Source organism: Pseudomonas sp. BIC9C (assembly GCF_034541995.1).
GTDB lineage: Bacteria > Pseudomonadota > Gammaproteobacteria > Pseudomonadales > Pseudomonadaceae > Aquipseudomonas > Aquipseudomonas fluorescens_CC.
The window spans coordinates 324,559-344,442 of sequence record NZ_JAWDGM010000006.1 but is presented as its reverse complement, the minus strand read 5'-3'; the positions used below and the strand labels follow the sequence as shown (position 1 = coordinate 344,442).

The 19,884-nt window shown below is 61.4% G+C and carries 20 protein-coding genes and 2 pseudogenes; 7 read left to right on the top strand and 15 right to left on the bottom strand.

The features are described 5' to 3' along the window. Positions 1-5 precede the first annotated feature (5 nt). Entirely contained in the window at positions 6-695 is a 690-nt protein-coding gene (gene phoB / locus RS887_RS25220) for a phosphate regulon transcriptional regulator PhoB (protein WP_003229608.1), read from the bottom strand. 153 nt (positions 696-848) lie between these two features. Between phoB and RS887_RS25215 the strand changes: the two genes are divergently transcribed. Then, on the top strand, positions 849-1,232 hold the full coding sequence (locus RS887_RS25215; protein WP_111283046.1) for a hypothetical protein: 384 nt from the start codon (positions 849-851) through the stop codon (positions 1,230-1,232). A gap of 88 nt (positions 1,233-1,320) precedes the next feature. On the opposite strand, the gene ubiA is transcribed toward RS887_RS25215, so the two are convergent. Both ubiA and RS887_RS25205 read right to left on the bottom strand, forming a co-directional pair. Then, positions 1,321-2,211 (bottom strand): 4-hydroxybenzoate octaprenyltransferase, encoded by an 891-nt coding sequence (ubiA, locus tag RS887_RS25210; protein ID WP_322617511.1) that lies wholly within the window; start codon positions 2,209-2,211, stop codon positions 1,321-1,323. Further along, positions 2,211-2,774, bottom strand: a complete 564-nt coding sequence (locus RS887_RS25205) for a chorismate--pyruvate lyase family protein (RefSeq protein WP_322617510.1) — start codon at positions 2,772-2,774, stop codon at positions 2,211-2,213. The genes ubiA and RS887_RS25205 overlap by 1 nt, the downstream gene beginning before the upstream one ends. Before the next feature lie 199 nt (positions 2,775-2,973). Here RS887_RS25205 and RS887_RS25200 point away from each other — a divergent pair, with 199 nt between their 5' ends. The 4 genes from RS887_RS25200 to RS887_RS25185 all read left to right on the top strand — a co-directional run bounded on the left by RS887_RS25200 (position 2,974) and on the right by RS887_RS25185 (position 5,395). Then, positions 2,974-3,144 (top strand): rubredoxin, encoded by a 171-nt coding sequence (locus tag RS887_RS25200; protein WP_007995385.1) that lies wholly within the window; start codon positions 2,974-2,976, stop codon positions 3,142-3,144. An 18-nt stretch (positions 3,145-3,162) separates the two neighbouring features. Further along, positions 3,163-4,311: an NAD(P)/FAD-dependent oxidoreductase gene (locus RS887_RS25195; RefSeq protein WP_008045504.1), complete on the top strand. Its 1,149-nt coding sequence runs from the start codon at positions 3,163-3,165 to the stop codon at positions 4,309-4,311. Between the two features lie 194 nt (positions 4,312-4,505). Next, positions 4,506-4,781, top strand: a complete 276-nt coding sequence (locus RS887_RS25190) for an HU family DNA-binding protein (protein WP_003213368.1) — start codon at positions 4,506-4,508, stop codon at positions 4,779-4,781. A gap of 242 nt (positions 4,782-5,023) precedes the next feature. After that, positions 5,024-5,395: a hypothetical protein gene (locus RS887_RS25185; RefSeq protein ID WP_057395891.1), complete on the top strand. Its 372-nt coding sequence runs from the start codon at positions 5,024-5,026 to the stop codon at positions 5,393-5,395. 154 nt (positions 5,396-5,549) lie between these two features. Here the strand turns inward: RS887_RS25185 and RS887_RS25180 are convergent. From RS887_RS25180 to exbB, 6 genes and pseudogenes are all read right to left on the bottom strand, one after another. Next, a pseudogene (locus RS887_RS25180) lies at positions 5,550-6,952 on the bottom strand (aminoacyl-tRNA deacylase and HDOD domain-containing protein). 78 nt (positions 6,953-7,030) lie between these two features. Next, positions 7,031-9,106: an ATP-dependent DNA helicase RecG gene (gene recG, locus RS887_RS25175; protein ID WP_322617509.1), complete on the bottom strand. Its 2,076-nt coding sequence runs from the start codon at positions 9,104-9,106 to the stop codon at positions 7,031-7,033. A gap of 9 nt (positions 9,107-9,115) precedes the next feature. After that, positions 9,116-10,045, bottom strand: a complete 930-nt coding sequence (locus RS887_RS25170; protein ID WP_008018277.1) for a hydrogen peroxide-inducible genes activator — start codon at positions 10,043-10,045, stop codon at positions 9,116-9,118. Between the two features lie 181 nt (positions 10,046-10,226). Continuing rightward, complete coding sequence (locus RS887_RS25165) at positions 10,227-10,976, bottom strand: energy transducer TonB family protein (protein WP_007989592.1); 750 nt, start codon at positions 10,974-10,976, stop codon at positions 10,227-10,229. After that, positions 10,973-11,401, bottom strand: a complete 429-nt coding sequence (gene exbD, locus RS887_RS25160; protein ID WP_008018275.1) for a TonB system transport protein ExbD — start codon at positions 11,399-11,401, stop codon at positions 10,973-10,975. The genes RS887_RS25165 and exbD overlap by 4 nt, the downstream gene beginning before the upstream one ends. Positions 11,402-11,407: 6 nt before the next feature. After that, entirely contained in the window at positions 11,408-12,379 is a 972-nt protein-coding gene (gene exbB / locus RS887_RS25155) for a tonB-system energizer ExbB (protein WP_322617508.1), read from the bottom strand. Positions 12,380-12,567: 188 nt separating this feature from the next. Here exbB and RS887_RS25150 point away from each other — a divergent pair, with 188 nt between their 5' ends. After that, on the top strand, positions 12,568-13,425 hold the full coding sequence (locus RS887_RS25150; RefSeq protein WP_322617507.1) for an SDR family oxidoreductase: 858 nt from the start codon (positions 12,568-12,570) through the stop codon (positions 13,423-13,425). Positions 13,426-13,564: 139 nt separating this feature from the next. Here RS887_RS25150 and RS887_RS25145 read toward each other — a convergent pair whose 3' ends face one another. From RS887_RS25145 to RS887_RS25120, 6 genes and pseudogenes are all read right to left on the bottom strand, one after another. Continuing rightward, complete coding sequence (locus tag RS887_RS25145; protein WP_322617506.1) at positions 13,565-14,305, bottom strand: hypothetical protein; 741 nt, start codon at positions 14,303-14,305, stop codon at positions 13,565-13,567. 67 nt (positions 14,306-14,372) lie between these two features. Beyond that, positions 14,373-14,753 (bottom strand): RidA family protein, encoded by a 381-nt coding sequence (locus RS887_RS25140; protein ID WP_003229509.1) that lies wholly within the window; start codon positions 14,751-14,753, stop codon positions 14,373-14,375. Positions 14,754-14,777: 24 nt separating this feature from the next. Then, entirely contained in the window at positions 14,778-16,883 is a 2,106-nt protein-coding gene (gene spoT, locus RS887_RS25135) for a bifunctional GTP diphosphokinase/guanosine-3',5'-bis pyrophosphate 3'-pyrophosphohydrolase (protein ID WP_085723649.1), read from the bottom strand. A 57-nt stretch (positions 16,884-16,940) separates the two neighbouring features. After that, positions 16,941-17,204 (bottom strand): DNA-directed RNA polymerase subunit omega, encoded by a 264-nt coding sequence (gene rpoZ / locus RS887_RS25130; protein ID WP_007921129.1) that lies wholly within the window; start codon positions 17,202-17,204, stop codon positions 16,941-16,943. A 167-nt stretch (positions 17,205-17,371) separates the two neighbouring features. Continuing rightward, positions 17,372-17,992, bottom strand: coding sequence for a guanylate kinase (gmk, locus tag RS887_RS25125; RefSeq protein WP_111283029.1), 621 nt, complete (start codon positions 17,990-17,992; stop codon positions 17,372-17,374). Positions 17,993-18,004: 12 nt separating this feature from the next. Continuing rightward, a pseudogene (locus tag RS887_RS25120) lies at positions 18,005-18,867 on the bottom strand (YicC/YloC family endoribonuclease). A 268-nt stretch (positions 18,868-19,135) separates the two neighbouring features. Between RS887_RS25120 and rph the strand changes: the two are divergent. Next, on the top strand, positions 19,136-19,858 hold the full coding sequence (gene rph, locus RS887_RS25115; protein WP_111283025.1) for a ribonuclease PH: 723 nt from the start codon (positions 19,136-19,138) through the stop codon (positions 19,856-19,858). Positions 19,859-19,884 lie beyond the last annotated feature (26 nt).

Sequence of the window (19,884 nt, the reverse complement as noted above, 5' to 3'; positions counted from 1 at the left end):
CCGGGTCAGGCTTTGGTAGAAAAGCGGTAACCGGTGCCGCGCACGGTTTGTACCAGATTTTCATAAGCGTCGCCGAGGGCTTTGCGCAGGCGTCGAATGTGCACGTCGACGGTACGCTCTTCGACATAGACGTTGCCGCCCCAGACCTGATCCAGCAACTGGCCACGCGTGTAGGCGCGCTCCTGGTGGGTCATGAAGAATTGCAGCAGGCGGTATTCGGTCGGGCCCATCTCGGCAGGACGGCCGTCGATGGTCACGCGGTGGCTGATCGGGTCCAGCAGCAGGCCGCCGACTTCGATCGGCGCTTCGCCATCGGTAGGACCGGCACGGCGCAGCACGGCCTTCAGGCGCGCGACCAGCTCACGGGGGGAAAACGGTTTGGTGATGTAGTCGTCAGCGCCGACTTCCAGGCCCTGGATCTTGTTGTCCTCTTCGCCCTTGGCGGTGAGCATGATGATCGGGATGTCCCCAGTCAGTTCATCACGCTTGAGACGACGGGCCAGCTCGATACCGGATGTGCCGGGCAGCATCCAGTCGAGCAGGATCAGGTCCGGTTTGCGGTCGACGATAATGGCGTGGGCCTGCTGGGAGTTTTCAGCCTCCAGGCAGTCATAGCCGGCCATTTCCAACGCAACGGCGATCATTTCGCGAATAGGCGCTTCGTCGTCGACGATCAGAATGCTCCTGCCAACCATGCCCTTAATCCTCTTGTCATTTAACTGTCTTGCGCCGCATTAGATAACGGAATTATTGCAGTCGTGTGACAGTATTTTAGTCGGCCGGTGATTGTCGCGAACCTGAACTAAGCTCTAAGTTCGAATCCTGACAACCACAAAAGGAAGGTTTCCATGAAACACATTGCTCAAACCTGGAAGGCTCTGCTGGTCACGGCTGCGCTAACGCTGCCGACACTGGCCTTCGCCGCCGAGCCGGCGATGATGAAAGACGGGATGATGGTCGATCACAAGGGCATGACGGTGTACACATACGACAAGGACTCAGGTGGTAAGTCGATGTGCAACGGCGAGTGCGCTGAATATTGGCCGCCAATGATGGCACCGGCGGGCGCCAAGCCCGAAGGCAAGTGGAGCACGATCAAGCGTGACGACGGTAAGATGCAGTGGGCCTATGACGGCAAGCCGCTTTACACGTTCATGAAGGACAAAAAACCCGGTGACATGGCAGGCGACAATATGAAGAACGTCTGGCACGTCATGCACGAGCATAAATAAGCGATTCGCCTGCGCGGTAAACAGTTCGCAGCCTGCGGTCGCCCCATCCCCTGTTGGAGCTGGCGCAGGCTGCGACCTTTGCCAGCGGTCAACGCAGCGCGTAATCCAGCACAATCCCGACGAATATCGCCAACCCGGCCCAGTGGTTGTGCAAAAACGCCTTGAAGCAACGCATCCGGTCCTTGCTTCGGGTGTACCAGAACTCCCAGGCAAAACAGCCGGCGGCCACCAGCAAGCCAAGGTGGAACCACATCCCCAGCTCGAATTTCGACCCCGCCAGCAACAGGCAACCCAACGCCAACCCTTGCAAGGTCAGGATGATCACCCGGTCTGCATCGCCAAACAGGATTGCTGTGGATTTCACGCCGATCTTCAGGTCGTCATCGCGGTCGGTCATCGCGTAATACGTGTCGTAGCCCACGGTCCACATCAGGTTGGCGATCCACAGCAGCCACGCGACAGCCGGCAGCTCGCCGGTTTCTGCGGTGAACGCCATCGGCATCCCCCACGAAAACGCCGCACCCAGCACCACTTGCGGGTAATAGGTGTAGCGCTTCATGAAGGGATAACTGAACGCCAGCGCCAGACCGCCCAACGACAGCCAGACCGTCGCGGCATTGGTGCACAGCACCAGCAGGAAACTCACACCCATCAGCAGTGCGAAGAACACCAGCGCCTCTTTGGAGCTGATCTTGCCGCTGACCAGTGGCCGTTGCTCGGTACGCTTCACATGACCATCGACCTTGCGGTCCGCCCAGTCGTTGATCACGCAGCCGCCGGCGCGGGTCAGCACCACGCCGAGGACGAAGATCACGATATTGGCCAGGGACGGTGAACCCTTGCCGGCAATCCACAGTGCCCACAGCGTCGGCCACAGCAACAGGTAAATGCCGATCGGCTTGTCCATGCGGGTCAGCTGAATGAAGTCCCAGGCCCGAGGGTTCAAGCGGTTCAATGACTTGAGCAGGCTTTGGTACATCAGCGGTTCTCCGGTTGGGCGCGGGTGGCCTGCCACAGGGTCGGCAGGAAAATTTCGGCCACCAGAACGCTCAAGGCGCCGCGATCGAAACGCGAACGGCGGCCCCACAGCTCAGGCGACTGCGCCTCGGCGGGCAGCCACGCTTGCGGATAATGGCAAACCTCGATGGCCCGGCGCTGGAAGGCATGATCGCAAAACAGCAATTCGCCCAGCGAGCGGCTACCCAGTTCGTCCATGTGCAAGCCGTCGCCTTGCAGTGCACTGCGTGACGCCACGCTGCGCGCAAACACCCACGCCTCGCCATGACCGCGCAAATACACCTCACGCACCCAGCCCTCACTGCCTTCGGCCAGGTCCAGCGCTGCGCATTCGTCGGCGCGCAAAGGCTGCCAGCCTTCGAACATTGGCGAGACGCTGAAGGCATCATTCGACAGATGAATCAGACGTCTGGTCAGCGAGCCTTCGTCGAACAGCCAGTCGAGGGTAGAAGCATCGGGGAGGGGCGCCAGTTCGCTGCGGGAGAGCCAGAGCGGAGCTGGAGAGGGGGATTCTGTGTGATGCACAATGAGTCATTATTGGCAGCAAATGAGGCGGCGAGCTTAACATGTCAGCCGCCGATATCGATTGAAATGGCCCACCGTTGCGCCGAACAGGCTTGCATCCGACGGCCCCGATCAGTACAAAACGCGCTGAGTTGGACGGCAGTGCTGCAACCATCGACCGTCCGGCCGGTAAAACGCCTGAACCCTGAGGAAGTACCTGATGAAAAAGTGGCAATGTATCGTCTGCGGCCTGATCTACAACGAAGCCGACGGTTGGCCGGATGACGGCATTGCGCCGGGCACCCGTTGGGAAGACGTCCCGGCAGACTGGCTGTGCCCGGACTGCGGTGTGGGCAAGATGGATTTTGAAATGATCGAAATCGCTGCCTGAATAATTGAGGAGTAAGGAATGAACGCACCTGTCGTAATCATTGGCACCGGCCTGGCTGGCTACAACGTCGCCCGCGAGTTTCGCAAACTCGACAGCGAAACCCCGCTGCTGCTGATTACCGCCGATGACGGGCGCTCCTACTCCAAGCCGATGCTCTCCACCGGCTTCGGCAAAAACAAGGATGCCGACGGCCTGAGCATGGCCGAACCCGGCGCCATGGCCGAACAGCTCAAGGCCGAAATACGCACCCACACGCGCATCAGCGGCATCGACCCGGGCCACAAGCGCCTGTGGATTGGTGAAGAAGCGGTGATCTACCGCGACCTGATCCTGGCCTGGGGCGCCGAAACCGTGCGCGTACCCATTGAAGGCGACGCGGCGGATTGCGTGTTCCCCATCAACGACCTGGAAGACTACGCACGCTTCCGTGCAGCGGCCGCTGGCAAGCGTCGTGTGCTGCTGCTCGGCGCCGGCCTGATTGGCTGCGAGTTCGCCAACGACCTGACCCTGGGTGGCTACGAAGTGCAACTGGTTGCACCGTGCGAACAAGTCATGCCGACCCTGCTGCACCCGGCGGCGGCCGCTGCGGTGCAGGCTGGCCTCGAAAGCCTCGGCGCACGCTTCCACCTCGGGCCGGTGCTCAACCGCCTGCAGCGCGTGGCGGATGGCCTGGAAGCGCACCTGTCCGATGGCCAGGTGATCCCGTGCGATGTGGTGGTTTCGGCCATCGGCCTGCGCCCGCGCGTCGATCTGGCGGCAGCGGCCGGTTTGCAGGTCAACCGTGGCATCATGGTCGACCGGCACCTGAAGACCTCCCACGCCAACATCTACGCCCTGGGCGACTGCGCCGAGGTCGATGGGTTGAACCTGCTGTACGTGATGCCCCTGATGAGCTGTGCGCGAGCGCTGGCGCAAACCCTGGCCGGCAACCCGACCGCCGTCACCTATGGCCCGATGCCGATCACCGTCAAAACCCCGGTGTGCCCGTTGGTGGTGTCCCCGCCGCCACGGGGCGCAGAAGGCATCTGGACAGTCGAAGGGCAGGGCGCCGACATCAAGGTTTTATGCCGCGATGCCGCAGGCAAACTGCTCGGTTATGCCCTCACCGGTGCCGCCGTGATGGAAAAACTGGCCCTGAACAAAGAGCTTCCGGCTCTGCTGGCATAAATACCGGACGTTCTGTCGGAATCACCCCCCTTTTGCCCTAACAAAGGCCGCGCCGATACTGGCGCGGGGCCTCACTGCGTGCCATCCTCACTCCCGTCTGCCGCAGAGTAGAGCACCTGCGGCGCTTTGGGCGCTGCTCCGCAGAGGGCAGCACGGACATAACAACAACAAACCGTCAAAGGGGCTTCACTCATATGCGTAAACCAGAACTCGCTGCAGCCATTGCTGAAAAAGCAGACCTCACCAAAGAACAAGCCAACCGCGTTCTCAACGCCGTTCTTGAAGAAATCACCGGTGCCCTGCACCGCAAAGACAGCGTGACGCTCGTGGGCTTCGGCACCTTCCTGCAACGCCATCGCGGTGCTCGCACCGGCAAAAACCCGCAAACCGGTGAACCCGTCAAAATCAAGGCCAGCAACACCGTTGCTTTCAAGCCTGGGAAATCGTTGAAAGATAGCGTTAATCCGTAATCCTTTTCCCCAACCCGCGTAGCGGGGAGCGGAATAAAAAATGGGCACGCCAACCAGGGTTGGGTGCCCATTTTTTGTAGGTGGCGTGTGAAGTGGCCTGGAGGGAGGTTTTGATAATTGTGACTTGGTGGTCATCGTGCTGGTAATGGTTCTGATCTTCCTCTAAAGCAACTGGATACTGGCGTTATAGCCCGAAGCCGTTAAACTGCCCCGGCCGTTCATTTTCCTTTTGAGGCTTACGCATGAAATTTCGTTTTCTGCTGTGGATGCTGGGTTTGTTGATGGGTAAGGCCAGTCGGACCAATCCGGCGTTTCAGCAGCAGTTGGGTGACAAGGACCTGGTGTTTCAGTTGCAGACCCTGGACGGGAAAGTGGCGCGGCATTTCCGCGTGAAGGACCAGCGCATTACCAGCCAATCGGGTGTGCATGCCGAGCCAGCGTTTGCGATTGCCTTCAAAGACGCCGCATACGGCTTTGCCACGATGCAGGCGAAGAACAAGCAACTGGCGTTCATGACGGGGATTCAGGACAAGTCGATTCAGATCAAGGGCAACCCGGCACTGGTGATCTGGTTCCAGGGGTTGACCAAATATTTGAAGCCGAAGAAGGTGTAGGAGCGAGCTTGCTCCGGGCGGCGTTCCGACGAGAAACTCAAGCCCCCCGCGTTTATCCAGGATGCACGCGTCATCGTTGACGACTTTCGCGAGCAAGCTCGCTCCTACAAGGTTTTGGTGATCCTTGTGGGAGCGAGCCTGCTCGCGATGCTTTTCAGCCCTGGGTGAATTGCGAAGCCAGTTCGCGCAGCAGTACTTCGGCTTCGAGGACTTTGCTGACGACGTCGTTGGCTTTTTCGCGACTCAGGCCAAGGCGTTCGAGCAGGGCGTCGGGGATGTCCTCGTCGGGGCCCGAGCCGATGCCACGGCTGCGCAACAGGCGCACCGACAGGCAGACCAGGTTCGGGTATTCGGCGTAGGCACCGTCGTAGGCCGGGTCGTGCTGGAAGCGCAGGGCGGTGGCCAGTTCTTCGGGCATGTCCCAGTAGCGCATCAGCCATGAGCCGATCTGTTCGCGGCTGATGCCCAGCAGGTGCTGTTCCACAAAGCTGTGGCACAGGTGCGGGTTGACCTCCAGGTGGCGGCAGATCAGCGAGAAGTGCGGCGGGAACACATGTGCCAGCAGCAGGTAGCCGAAGTTGTGCAACAGGCCGGCCAGGTAGGTCAGGCCGGCTTCCGGACGTTGGGCGCGCGGCATGGCGCGGGTCAGGCCTTCGATGACGGCGGCGGTGTAGATCGATTGCTGCCAGTACGGCGTGGAGTGTTGCGGATGGTCCTTGGGCAGGCTCAGGGTTTTACCCAGGGCCAGGCCTAGCGCGAGGTTGATCACCAGGTCGAAGCCCAGCACGCGCACGATGGCGTCTTCCACCGAACGGATCTTGCCCGGCGAGGCGTAGTACGGCGATCCCGCCCAGCTCACCACTTGTGCGGCCAGCGCCGGGTCGGTTTCGACCACGCTGGTGATGTCGTCGATGGTGGCGTTGGGGTCGACGCGCAGTTTGATGATTTTTTGTGCGGTTTCGGCCAGCGGCGGAATCTCGATGGTCGCTTCCAGGCGTTGCTGGATGCGCCGCGCGGTGAACGCCTGGACGGCCTGGGTGATTTCCTCGCGGTCGTCATTGGGGCGGTCGAGGTTGGGACGAATGCTGGTCAGGTTTTCGCCGAAGTTGGCGGCGCTGGCCTTGGTCAGCATGGTCGTCTTGAAGTCTTCGCTGGAGACTTCCAGCAGCACGCCCGGCTCACCGGAGTTGATCAGCAACTTCGGCTCGCGCAGCAGGCTTTCGTCGTACAGGCACGGTGAACTGGTCAGCGCCGGCGGCCCGGCAGCAAGCTGAGGTTGTGCTTGCCGAGCATTTTTGTCAGGCGTTCGATGGGGACGGCGGTGAGGCGGCGACCGGTGAGTTCAGTGAGGCGATTGAGGTCCAGCAATTGGCTCTGCGCAAACAGCACCATCAACGCGCCGACACTGTCATCCAGCAGAACGGCCTGTACTTTGCGCGCAGCATTCAGGCCGTGATGGTCCAGCACTTCTTCGTAGGCAATGCCCAGTTTGCCCAGCATTAGCCGAATAACCGACGGAGCGTGCGGGGTGTCGGGTGCGAAGGCAACTTCGGTCATGGTTTGTATCCGTACTAAAACAATTGCAGGAGTATAACCAGCTTGCCTTGGGCTACGCCTCAGAAACCGCGACGGTTGTCACACTTGGCCGTATTGTTGGCCATGACGCAGCCATCGATCGAGTAGCGGGCTGACGTGGGTCGGCCAGCGCTCGAGCAATGCCTGGGCGGCATCCCGCACGGCGGGTAGCAAATCGGCGTCGCGCATCAGGTCGGCGACCTTGAATTGAAGCAGGCCGGTTTGCCGTGTGCCGAGCATTTCACCGGGGCCGCGCAGTTCGAGGTCTTTTTCGGCGATGACAAAGCCGTCGTTTGTTTCGCGCATGATACCCAGCCGTTGACGACCGATCTGCGACAGCGGCGGATGGTAGAGCAGCACGCAATGGCTGACCGCGCTGCCCCGGCCGACGCGGCCGCGCAACTGGTGCAGTTGCGCCAGGCCCAGGCGCTCGGGGTTCTCGATGATCATCAGGCTGGCGTTGGGCACGTCGACGCCCACTTCGATCACCGTGGTCGCGACCAGCAGTTGCAGGTTGCCGGCCTTGAATTCGGCCATCACCGCGGCTTTTTCCGCAGGCTTCATACGGCCGTGGATCAGCCCGACCTTCAATTCGCCGAGGGCGGCGGTGAGGTCCTCAAAGGTGGTTTCGGCGGCCTGGCAGGTCAGCTCTTCCGACTCTTCGATCAGGGTGCACACCCAATAGGCCTGACGCCCTTCGGCGCAAGCGCTGCGTACCCGCTCGATGACTTCGACCCGCCGGGTGTCGGTGATCAGCACAGTGTTTACCGGGGTTCGGCCGGGGGGCAATTCGTCGAGGATCGAGGTGTCGAGATCGGCGTAGGCGCTCATGGCCAGCGTGCGCGGAATCGGCGTGGCGGTCATGATCAACTGGTGCGGGCACATGCGCCCGCCAACACCCTTCTGTCGCAAGGCCAGACGCTGCTGCACGCCGAAGCGGTGCTGTTCGTCGATGATCACCAGCGCCAGGTTCTGGAATTGCACTTCATCCTGGAACAGCGCGTGAGTGCCAACCACCATCGGCGTGCCGTTGGCGATTTGCTCCAGCGCGGCGGTGCGGTTCTTGCCCTTGAGCTTGCCGGCGAGCCATGCGACTTCGATGCCCAGTGGTTCGAGCCAACGCTTGAAGGTGATGAAGTGCTGTTCGGCGAGAATCTCGGTGGGCGCCATCAGGGCCACCTGATGACCGGCCTCCAGCGCTTGCAGCGCAGCGAGGGCGGCGACCACGGTTTTGCCGGCGCCGACGTCACCCTGGATCAGCCGCAGCATTGGTTCGTGCTGGCTGAGGTCGTACGCGATTTCGTTGCCGACCCGTTGCTGGGCACCGGTCGGGTTGAAGCCGAGGTTGGCCAGGTACTGGGCTGGCAGCTTCGTTGCCTTGGGCATCGCTGGCGCACGCAGGGCACGCATGCTTTCGCGCAGGCGCTGTTGCGACAGTTGATGAGTCAGCAGTTCTTCGAAGGCCAGGCGGTGTTGCGCCCAGTGGTGACCGAGGGCCAGTTCATCGACGTCGGCATCGGCGGGCGGGTTGTGCAGATAACGAATCGCATCGGCCAGTGGCGCCAGTTGGTAGTCCCGGGCCAGTTCGTTCGGCAGCCAGTCGGGCAGGCTGCTGGGGCCGAGCAGGGTGAGGGTCTGCATGCACAACTGGCGCAAGCGCTGTTGGGTCAGGCCTTCGGTGAGCGGGTACACCGGGGTCAGGGTTTCATCCACGGGCGGCGGCTCGTCGCCGGTGATGGCGCGGTATTCCGGGTGGTAGATCTCCAGCCCCGAAGCACCGGGCCGCGCCTCGCCGTAACAGCGAACCCGCGTGCCGCGCTTGAGGCCTTCTTTCTGCGCGTTACTGAAATGGTAGAAGCGCAGGCTCAAGCCCCCGGTTCCATCCTGCAACCGAACCACGAGGCTGCGCCGCCGCCCCATGACCACATCGGCACCGCTGACAGTGCCCTCAATGACGGCGTCCTGACCGGGTCGCAACGCGCCGATCGGGACCACGCGGGTGCGATCCTGATAGCGCAGGGGCAGGTGAAACAATACGTCCTGGAGGTTTTCCAGGCCGACCTTGGCCAGTTTCTCGGCCATGGCTTCACCGACACCCTTGAGTGCCGTCACCGACACTTGCGACAACTCGCTCATGACCGTTGCTTAGCCCACAGCGACTTGCGCCGCTGGCTTGGCCACCGAGCACAGGCGAATGGAGTCGGCGAGGATTTCAATCGCTTTCGGGCGCGGGAAGCTGGCGCGCCAGGCAATGGCCACGGTGCGGAACGGTACGGGGGCCGACAACGGACGCACTTCGATCACGCCAGGGGCGTAGTGGTGGCTGTCGACCGCGGACAACGGCAGGATCGAAATACCCAGGCCGGACGCGACCATGTGGCGAATGGTTTCCAGGGAGCTGGATTCCACCGTGGTGTGCTTGGCGCCGTCGTTGCCTTTGGTCAGGGTCGGGCAGGCTTCCAGCACCTGGTCACGGAAGCAGTGGCCCTCGCCGAGCAGCAGCAGGCTCTTGTCGTTGAGCAGGCTGGCGTCGATGGATTCTTTTTGCGTCCACGGGTGCTGGGCCGGCATCAGTACGTAGAACGGCTCGTCGTAGAGTTGCAGGGTCAGCACGTCGGCTTCGCTGAACGGCAGGGCGATGATGATCGCGTCGAGCTCGCCGTTGCGCAGTTTGTCGCGCAGCACGTGGGTGAAGTTTTCTTCGATGTACAACGGCATCTGCGGGGCGACCCGGTGCAGTTGCGGAATCAGGTGCGGGAACAGGTATGGACCGACGGTATAGATCGCGCCGACTTTCAGCGGGGCAGTCAGCTGGTTCTTGCCGGCCTGGGCCAGTTCGCGGATGCCCTGGGCTTGCTCCAGTACCTTTTGAGCCTGGGCCACGATGCCTTCGCCGACCGGAGTCAGGCGCACGGCGCTTTTGCTGCGCTCGAAAATCAGCACACCGAGTTCGTCTTCAAGCTTTTTCACGCCCACCGAAAGGGTCGGCTGACTGACGTGGCAACGCTCAGCCGCGTGGCCGAAGTGCTGCTCTTGGGCGAGGGTAACGATGTAGCGTAATTCTGTGAGGGTCATAGCAAGCGTCCATGAAGTTGCGGGCCAAGCATACCGGCTGCAATCGATAGACGCACGTTATCAGACGTAGGAGCGAGCTTGCTCGCGAAAAACCTGAGATCGCCCCGGGGTGTCAGGCTTCAAGCGTTATCGTTCGCCTCATTCGCGAGCGAGCTCGCTCCTACAGTGGTTCGGCGGTGCTTTACCGCCGGCGTTTTTCCAGCGAATACACAAACGGTGCAACGATTTCGATGGAGCCATTGGTCAGCATGTCGGCCGGTGGCTTGGGCAGCGGTTGAGCACGGCGGATCATTTCCAGGGTGGCCCGGTCCAGATCGGCAGTGCCCGAGGCGCCTACCAGCTCAAACGACAACACATTGCCTTCGGCATCCACGACGAAACGCAGGCGGTTCATCCCTTCCTTGCCCCGCGCCTGTGCACTGGCCGGGTACTTTTTGTACTTCTGCAAGTGCGCCAGCAGCGTGCCTTGCCAGCTGGCCTTGGCCGCCAGTTGAGCCGGCGACGGCCCCGGGGCTGGCTGAGCGGACTTCTCCGTTGGCGCCTGAGTCTGTTGCGTTTCGGCCGGTTTTTCTTCGGCCGGTTTTTCCTTCGGCGGTTCGGGTTTCTTCTCTACCGGCTTGGGTGGCTGCGGCTTCGGCTTTGGCTTGACGGGCTTGGGCACGGCAATTTCAGCTTTCGGCGCTTCAGCGAGCTTGGGTATCGGCAGTTCTTCAACCGGAGCCGGTGGCTGCGGGGGGGTGACGACCTTCGGCGGAGCAGGCGGTGGCGGGGCAGGAACCGGTGCCAGTTCGACCAGCATTGCCTGGGGTGGCAATTCGATGGGCGGGCGGGCGGACCAGTTCAACGCCAGCGCGATGGCCAGCGCGTGAACGCCCAGCACCACGGCCAGGCTACCGCTGTAACGCGTCAGCTTATGGCGCGTCGTGATCATTTCTTGACTGCCGACTCGAGACCGACCAGACCCACCTTCAGGTAACCCGCTGAGCGCAGGTTATCCATCACGCTCATCAGGTCGCCGTAATCCACGCCTTTGTCGGCCTGGAAGAAGATCGTCGTGTCTTTCTTGCCCTGGGTTTTGGCGTCGAGCGTGGCGCCGAGTGCTTCGGCCTTCACTTCGTCTTCACCGAGGAACAGGCGCTGGTCAGCCTTGACGCTGAGGAACACCGGTTTCTCTGGCCGCGGCGCCGGTTTGGCGGTGGAGGCGGGCAGGTCGACCTTGATGTCCACGGTGGCCAGCGGGGCCGCCACCATGAAGATGATCAACAGCACCAGCATCACGTCGATGAACGGCGTGACGTTGATTTCGTGGTTTTCGGACAGATCGTCGTCTGCCCCTTCTTTCAAATGCAGGCCCATGGCCGATTACCCCACTTTCACCATGTGCGGTTGCGAGCTGCGCTCAGGCTGGTGATCGAGGTCGCGGCTGACCAGCAGCAGGACCTGTGCTGACGCGTCGGACACCTGCGCCTTGTAGCCGGCGATGGAGCGGGCGAACACGTTGTAGATCACCACCGCAGGAATCGCCGCGACCAGACCCAGCGCGGTCGCCAGCAGGGCTTCGGCGATGCCCGGAGCCACGACGGCGAGGTTGGTGGTCTGGGTTTTGGCGATGCCGATGAAGCTGTTCATGATGCCCCACACGGTACCGAACAGACCGACGAACGGCGCAGTGGAACCGATGGTCGCCAGTACGCCGGTGCCGCTGCTCATGTTGCGACCGCAGGCCGCGACCAGGCGCTCAAGGCGGAAGCTGACGCGTTCCTTGATGCCTTCTTTCTCGCGGCTGTTGACCGACAGACGCATCTCTTCGAGAGCATCATGGACCAGCAGGTTGGCCAGGGTGCCTTCCTTCGCCGCAGTGGCGCTGGCTTCCCTGAGGGAGGCGGATTTTTTCAGCTGGGCGATTTCACCGCGCAGACGACGCTTGGCGCCCATCAACTCAAGACCCTTGGCGATCCAGATGGTCCAGGTGATGATCGAGGCGATGGCCAGGCCGATCATCACGATTTTCACGATGATGTCGGCGTTCTTGTACATGCCCCACGGCGACAGGTCATGGGCCATGCCCAGCGTGTTGTCGGCTTCGAGGACCTCAGGGACGTCTTCGCCCAAGGCTTCTGCCGGTGCTGCCTGGGCAGGATCGGTCGCGGCCGGAGCAACGACCGGGGCTGCGTGATCGGCAGAAGCAGCGGCTGCGGCAGCTGGAGTGGCCGGCGCCTGGGCGTCAGCGAAAGCGGCAACCGGTGCCAGCAACAGGCTGAGGAGCAGGGCGGCCACCGCGCTCCAGGCGCGAGGTCGTTTGGTTGGCGAAGCGGGGAATTGATTGTGTGTCATGCTGGCCGGACCTGAGAGAATAAACGGGTGATGTTCTTCCAGGCCTCGAAAGGCCGAGAACAAAAGTGGGGCGCATTATTGCAAGTAATTCTTGTTAACAGAAGTAATAGCGTCTCTTTTTTTCCTGCATTGCTAGTCGCCTGTCTATTGTCGGCGCTAGTCTGTGGCTTTCCGATGGGAGTTTTCTGATGTCTGCGCCTACTGTTTTGATCGCCGGCTGCGGTGATGTCGGCAGCCGCCTGGCCACACAACTGCTGGCGGCAGGGTGGGAGGTTCATGGTCTGCGACGCGACGTTTCACGTCTGCCCGAGGGCGTCATCGGCGTTGCCGGTGACTTGTTCAACAAAGATTGCCCGGCCACTTGGCCAGTCGGTGCCGTGGATTACCTGGTGTATTGCGCGGCGGCCACCGATCACGATGAAGCCGGTTACCGTGCTGCCTACGTCCAGGGCCTGGAGCATGTGCTGGAGTGGCTGAACGACTACGGACAAGTGCCCAACCGTCTGCTGTTCGTTTCCAGCAGCAGTGTTTACGGACAGCAGGATGGCGAATGGGTCGACGAGGCTTCGCCAGCCGTGGCGGCGGGCTATTCCGGACGTGTGATGCTCGAGGCCGAGCAACTTGCTCTTAAAAGCGGCATACCGGCCAGTATCGTGCGCCTGACCGGCATTTACGGCCCTGGTCGTGAATGGCTGCTGACGCAGGTACGCCGGGGTTATCGTGTGGCGGTCGAGCCACCGTTGTATGCCAATCGGATTCATGCGGACGATGCCGCAGGGTTGATGGTGTGCCTGCTTGAGGCGGATCGGCGTGGGGTGGCGCTGGATGATGTCTACATCGGCGTCGATGACGCGCCGGCAGCACTGGCCGATGTAGTGGACTGGTTGCGCGGGTATCTGGGCGTGACCGAGTGGGACGACGATTCGAGCGTACGTCGCACCGGCAGCAAGCGTTGCACTAATGCGCGGGCCAAAGCCTTGGGATGGATGCCGACGTACCCGAGTTTTCGTGAGGGTTACGCAGCGATACTTGAAGGGCGCTGCTGACGCTCAGGCACTCTGAAACAACTGTGGGAGCGAGCTTGCTCGCGATGGCGGCATAACAGTCAACGTTGATGTTGGATGTTATGGCCTCATCGCGAGCAAGCTCGCTCCCACAGTGTTTTGTGGTGCTTTCATCGGACGCTTACTGCTTCTCGAGCAACCACTTGCGCTCGCCCGGGGTGAACGAGGGCATCTCGTCCGCCTGCGCCGTGTTCACGGCCTGGAAGATCTCCAGTTCCTTGCCCTTGCGCGCAAAGATCCAGGCGTTGCCCTGGCCATTGAGTTGCAGCCACATGTTGTCATTGCCGCTGCTCATGGAGGCGCAATCGCCGGCCAGGCACAACGCGTAACGATCGCTGCCTGGCAGGCCGCTCACCTGGCCGTCGGCCTGGAATTGAACCGTGCTGCCTTCGCCGGGGCCGTTGACGATTGTCCAGCCGCCGCCCATGTAGGCTGAATACAGTGCGCGCTCGAAACTGGCGCCGATCGGAGCGCCGTCCGGTACCGGAATCTGGGCGCGATCGAAAACCTGCTCGGGCTCGTTGTCGCTGGCAGACTGGCTCAGTTGCTTGCCATCACGCTTCAGTTCGCTGGCCGAACTGCCATAAAAGTCGACTTTCCAGGCGCCGGATTCTTCACCCAGCAGCTTGCCTTCGACGTTTTCAAAACCGTTGGTGTAGCGGGCCTGGCTGGCCTTGGTGTTGATGTCCCATTCCAGGTTCGGGCCATAGGCCTGGAGCGCTTCACGCAGGGGGACGCCTTTGGCTGCAGCATCGATCGCCACCTGGTTGATCCAGGTGCCGCTGATATCACGATCGGCAGGGTTGCTGGCACATCCGCCCAGGAACAGGGCGAGCAGCGAGAGAGCAAGCGCGTTGCGCATGGTGGAATCCTTTCAAGCTTTCTTTACAGCAGAGCAGTCGGCGCAGCCCGGGGCTGCGCCGCACGGATTACTCGATGACCAGGATGGCATCCATTTCAACCTGCGAACCCTTTGGCAGGGCTGCTACGCCGATGGCGGCGCGGGCAGGGTAAGGCTGGTCGAAGTACTTGCCCATGATCTCGTTGACCTTGGCGAAGTGGCTCAGGTCGGTGAGGAAGATGTTCAGCTTGACGATGTCCTTGAACGAACCGCCAGCGGCTTCAGCCACGGCCTTGAGGTTCTCGAACACCTGGACGGTCTGGGCTTCGAAGCCTTCGACCAGTTCCATGGTTTTTGGGTCCAGAGGAATCTGACCCGACATGTAAACGGTGTTGCCAGCCTTGATCGCCTGGGAGTAAGTACCGATGGCGGCCGGGGCCTTGTCGCTGGTGATAACAGTCTTGGTCATGTATGACTCCTTGTAATGAAGTGCTTAGGCACGCATGCGGGTGATGCGAATCACCCCGGTCAGGGCGCGCAGTTTCTTGATCACGCGGGCCAGGTGCACGCGATCGTGCACGCTGACCACCAACTGGACCACGCTGATGCGACCATCGCGTTCGTCCATGCTGATTTTCTCGATGTTGCCGTCGGCGGCGTTGACGCTGCTGGCCAGCAGGGCGATCAGGCCGCGCTGGTGTTCCAGCTCGACGCGCAGTTCGACGTTGAATTCGCCGGTGACGTCCTTGGCCCACGAGAGCTGGATGCATTTTTCCGGGTTGTGGCGGATTTCGCTGATGTTGCGGCAGTTGTCCAGGTGCACGACCATGCCTTTGCCCGCGGACAGGTGGCCGACAATCGGGTCGCCCGGGATCGGCGTGCAGCACTTGGCGTAGCTGAGCACCAGGCCTTCGGTACCGCGAATGGCCAGCGGGCCTTCCGGGCTCGGCAACTGTTCGCCTTCGCCCAGCAGTCGACGAGCCACCACATAGGCCATGCGATTACCCAGGCCGATGTCCTCGAGCAAATCCTCGATCAGTTCCAGGCGGTACTCGACGAGCATGGCCTTGACGCGCTCGGCCGGGATTTTCTCCAGCGCGCTGTCGAAACCGTTGAGGACCTTGTTCAGCAGGCGCTCGCCGAGGCTGATGGACTCGGAGCGGCGTTGCAGTTTCAGTGCATGGCGGATGTGCGTACGTGCCTTGCCGGTGACCACGAAGTTGAGCCAGGCCGGGTTCGGCCGCGCGCCGGGAGCACTGACGATCTCGACCGTGGATCCGCTTTGCAGCGGTTCGGACAGCGGCGCGAGACGACGATTGATCCGGCAGGCAATGCAACTGTTGCCGACGTCGGTATGCACCGCGTAGGCAAAGTCGACCGCCGTGGAGCCCTTGGGCAGCTCCATGATCCGGCCTTTGGGCGTGAACACGTAGACCTCGTCCGGGAATAGGTCGATCTTCACGCTCTCGATGAATTCCAGCGAGTTGCCGGCGCGTTGCTGCATTTCCAGCACGCCCTTGACCCACTGGCGGGCGCGGGCGTGAGTGCCTTTGGGCTGCTCGTCGCCGCTGGATTTGTACAGCCAATGGGCGGCGATGCCGTTGTTGGCCATCTCTTCCATTTCGCGGGTGCGGATCTGGATTTCGATCGGCACGCCGTGCATGCCAAAGAGTGTGGTGTGCAGCGACTGATAGCCGTTGGCCTTGGGGATCGCGATGTAATCCTTGAAGCGGCCCGGCAACGGCTTGTACAAATTGTGTACAGCACCCAGCACGCGGTAGCAGGTATCGACCTTGTCGACGATGATCCGGAACGCGTAGACGTCCATGATTTCGTTGAAGGCCCGACGCTTGCCGCGCATTTTCTTGTAGATGCCGTAGAGGTGTTTCTGGCGACCGCTGACCTCGCCCTGGATGCCATCGATGGCCAGGCAGTGACTGAGGGACTCTTCGATCTTGTTGACGATTTCCTTGCGGTTGCCCCTGGCGCGCTTGACCGCCTGGTAGATCCGCGCGGAACGCATCGGGTGCATGGCCTTGAAGCCGAGGTCTTCGAACTCTATGCGGATGGCGTGCATGCCCAGCCGGTTGGCGATGGGCGCATAGATTTCCAGGGTTTCCTTGGCGATGCGCCGGCGCTTTTCGCCGGACAGCACTTCCAGGGTGCGCATGTTGTGCAGGCGGTCGGCCAGCTTGACCAGGATCACACGAATGTCGCGGGCCATGGCCATGGCCATTTTCTGGAAGTTTTCGGCCTGGGCTTCGGCCTTGGTCTCGAAGTTCATCTGGGTCAGTTTGCTGACCCCGTCGACCAGTTCGGCCACGGTTTCGCCGAATTGCGCTTGCAGCGCCTCTTTGGCAATACCGGTGTCTTCGATCACGTCATGCAGCATCGCAGCCATCAGGCTCTGATGGTCCATGTGCATGTCGGCAAGAATGTTCGCAACCGCGAGTGGGTGCGTGACGTACGCTTCGCCGCTACGGCGGCGTTGGCCGTCGTGGGCTTGTTCGGCGTAGAAATACGCTCGGCGGACCAGGTTGACCTGGTCCTTGCCGAGGTAGGCCGATAAGCGATCGGCGAGGGCGTCTATGCTCGGCATGATGTCTCCTGCCACAAGCTGTGATCCCGCGCCGTGCTACGTCGACCAGGCATAGGCTTAGACGGCCTCGTTGGACTCGTCCTCGAATGCAGCAAAAAGCGGTTCATCTTCAACGATTTCGGCTTCGGCGATAGCTGCGTAGTCGATCAGGCCTTCAGCGATTTCGCGCAGGGCGACGACGGTAGGCTTGTCGTTTTCCCATGCTACTTTCGGCTCTTTGCCGCCGGTGGCCAGTTGACGGGCACGCTTGGTAGAGAGCATGACCAGCTCAAAGCGGTTATCCACGTGTTCTAGGCAGTCTTCAACGGTTACGCGGGCCATGGTCTTCCTCGTAGCAAATGCAATATGCGCGCTGCCCGGATGGGCGAGCGGACTCAACAGTTTAAAAAATCACCAGCGATTAGGGAAGCGCTGATTTTTTGACCAAGCCCTTCAACGCGCTGCAAGCACCAATGTAAAGCCCTTGCAACGGTTTTGGGAAGAGCTGATTAACCGAGCAATTCGGCCAGCAGTTTGCCGAAACGCACCTGTTGGCGTTTCTGCTGCAGCTGATTGGCGCGGAAAATCGCCTTCAGATCGTCCAGCGCGTGGGCGAAATCGTCGTTGATGATCAGGTAGTCGTAGTCGACGTAATGGCTCATCTCGCTGACGGCTTCACGCATCCGGCCGTCGATGATCTCGTCGCTGTCCTGGCCGCGGTTGGTCAGGCGCTGGTGCAGGGCCTGGAGCGAAGGCGGCAGAATGAAAATCGAGCGTGCCTGCGGCATCAGCTTGCGCACTTGCTCGGCGCCTTGCCAGTCGATTTCAAGGATCAGGTCGTGACCTTCGTCCAGTGTCTGCTGCAGGCGGCTTTGCGAGGTGCCGTAAAAGTTGCCGAAGACTTCCGCGCGTTCGAGGAAGTCGCCGTGCTCGCCCATCTTCACGAACTCTTCGCGGGTCACGAAGTGATAGTTCACGCCGTCCACTTCACCCGGGCGCATGGCACGGGTGGTGTGGGAAATCGATACGCGAATCTCCGGATTGGCGTCGGTCAGGGCCTTGACCAGGCTGCTCTTGCCCGCGCCCGATGGCGCGGAAATGATGTACAGGGTGCCGGTGCTGTGGGTCATGTCGGGGTAGCCTTACTCAATGTTCTGCACTTGTTCGCGCATCTGCTCGATCAACACCTTGAGGTTGACCGCAGCCTGGGTGCTGCGCGGGTCGAAGGCTTTGGAGCCCAGTGTGTTGGCTTCGCGGTTGAGCTCCTGCATCAGGAAGTCCAGGCGCCGTCCGGCAGCGCCGCCGGATTTAAGTACCCGGCGAACTTCGATGATGTGTGTGCTCAGGCGATCCAGTTCTTCGGCGACGTCGCTTTTTGCGCGAGCATGACCATTTCCTGCTCCAGGCGCTGCGGATCCATCTCGGCCTTCATATCGGCGAAGCGGTCGAGGACTTTCTGGCGCTGGGTGGCGAGCATTTGCGGGACCAGTTCGCGCAAGGTCACCACGTCTTCTTCGATGGAGCTCAAGCGCTCGTTGATCAGCCGCGCCAGCTCCGCGCCTTCGCGTTCGCGGCCGGCCTTCAGTTCTTTGAGACCCTGATTGAACAGTGCCAGCGCTTCGGCGTTCAAGGCTTGCGGGTCGGTGGCGTCGCCTACCAGTACGCCGGGCCAGGCCAGGACTTCCAGCGGATTCAGCGCTGCCGGGTTTTTGATCAGGCCGGCGACAGTCTCGGCGGCGGCGACCAGTTGCGCGGCGCGCTCCTGATCGACTTGCAGTGCTTTGCCGGTGTTTTCTTCGGTGAAGCGCAGGGTGCATTCGAGCTTGCCCCGCGATACACCCTGGCGCAGGGCTTCACGAACAGCACCCTCGAGGTCGCGAAAGGACTCCGGCAGGCGCAGGTGGGGTTCCAGGTAGCGGCTGTTGACCGACCGCAGTTCCCAGCTCAGGGTGCCCTGGACGCCGGCTTTTTCGACGCGGGCGAAGGCGGTCATGCTGTGCACCATGGCGGTACCTCGCAATGCAGATCGGCACAGAACCGAGGTTCCGGGAATCCGATATCAATGAATTAAAGCCGACTGGCAGCAAAGGCGCAGGATTGTAGCGCAGTGGCGCGGATGCGCCCAAACACAGGGTGTGACAAAGAGCGGCAGGCTTTCGCCGACACGCGGTACAGAGCCATCGGTCGTCGGCGGATTTTTTTAGAAGTGCCCAGTGGCGGCCGTCGGCTCTATAATGCTCCGCAGTTTTCCGTCCCCAGTACAGGTATTCCCTATGATACGTCCAAGTGGTCGCGCTGCCGATCAGCTCCGCTCGATCCGCATCACCCGCAACTACACCAAACACGCCGAGGGTTCTGTGCTGGTCGAGTTCGGTGATACCAAGGTCATCTGCACCGTCAGCGTTGAACCGGGCGTACCGCGTTTCCTGAAAGGCCAGGGTCAGGGTTGGCTGACTGCCGAGTACGGCATGCTGCCGCGTGCTACCGGCGAGCGTAACCAGCGTGAAGCCAGCCGTGGCAAGCAGGGCGGCCGCACCCTTGAAATCCAGCGCCTGATCGGTCGCTCCCTGCGCGCTGCGCTGGACATGTCCAAACTGGGCGACATCACCCTGTACGTCGACTGCGATGTGATCCAGGCTGATGGCGGCACCCGCACTGCTTCGATCACCGGCGCCATGGTTGCGCTGATCGATGCCTTGAAAGTCATCAAGAAGCGTGGCGGCCTGAAGGGCGGTGACCCGGTCAAACAGATGATCGCCGCTGTTTCCGTGGGCATGTACAAGGGTGAGCCGGTGCTCGACCTCGACTACCTGGAAGATTCGGCTGCCGAGACTGACCTGAACGTGGTGATGACCAGCGCTGGCGGTTTCATCGAAGTCCAGGGCACTGCCGAAGGCGCACCGTTCCAGCCTGAAGAGCTGAATGCCATGCTGGAGCTGGCCAAGAAAGGCATGAACGAGATTTTCGAACTGCAAAAGGCCGCATTGGCCGACTGACCGAACCGCTCCAGGCAAGGAGGACA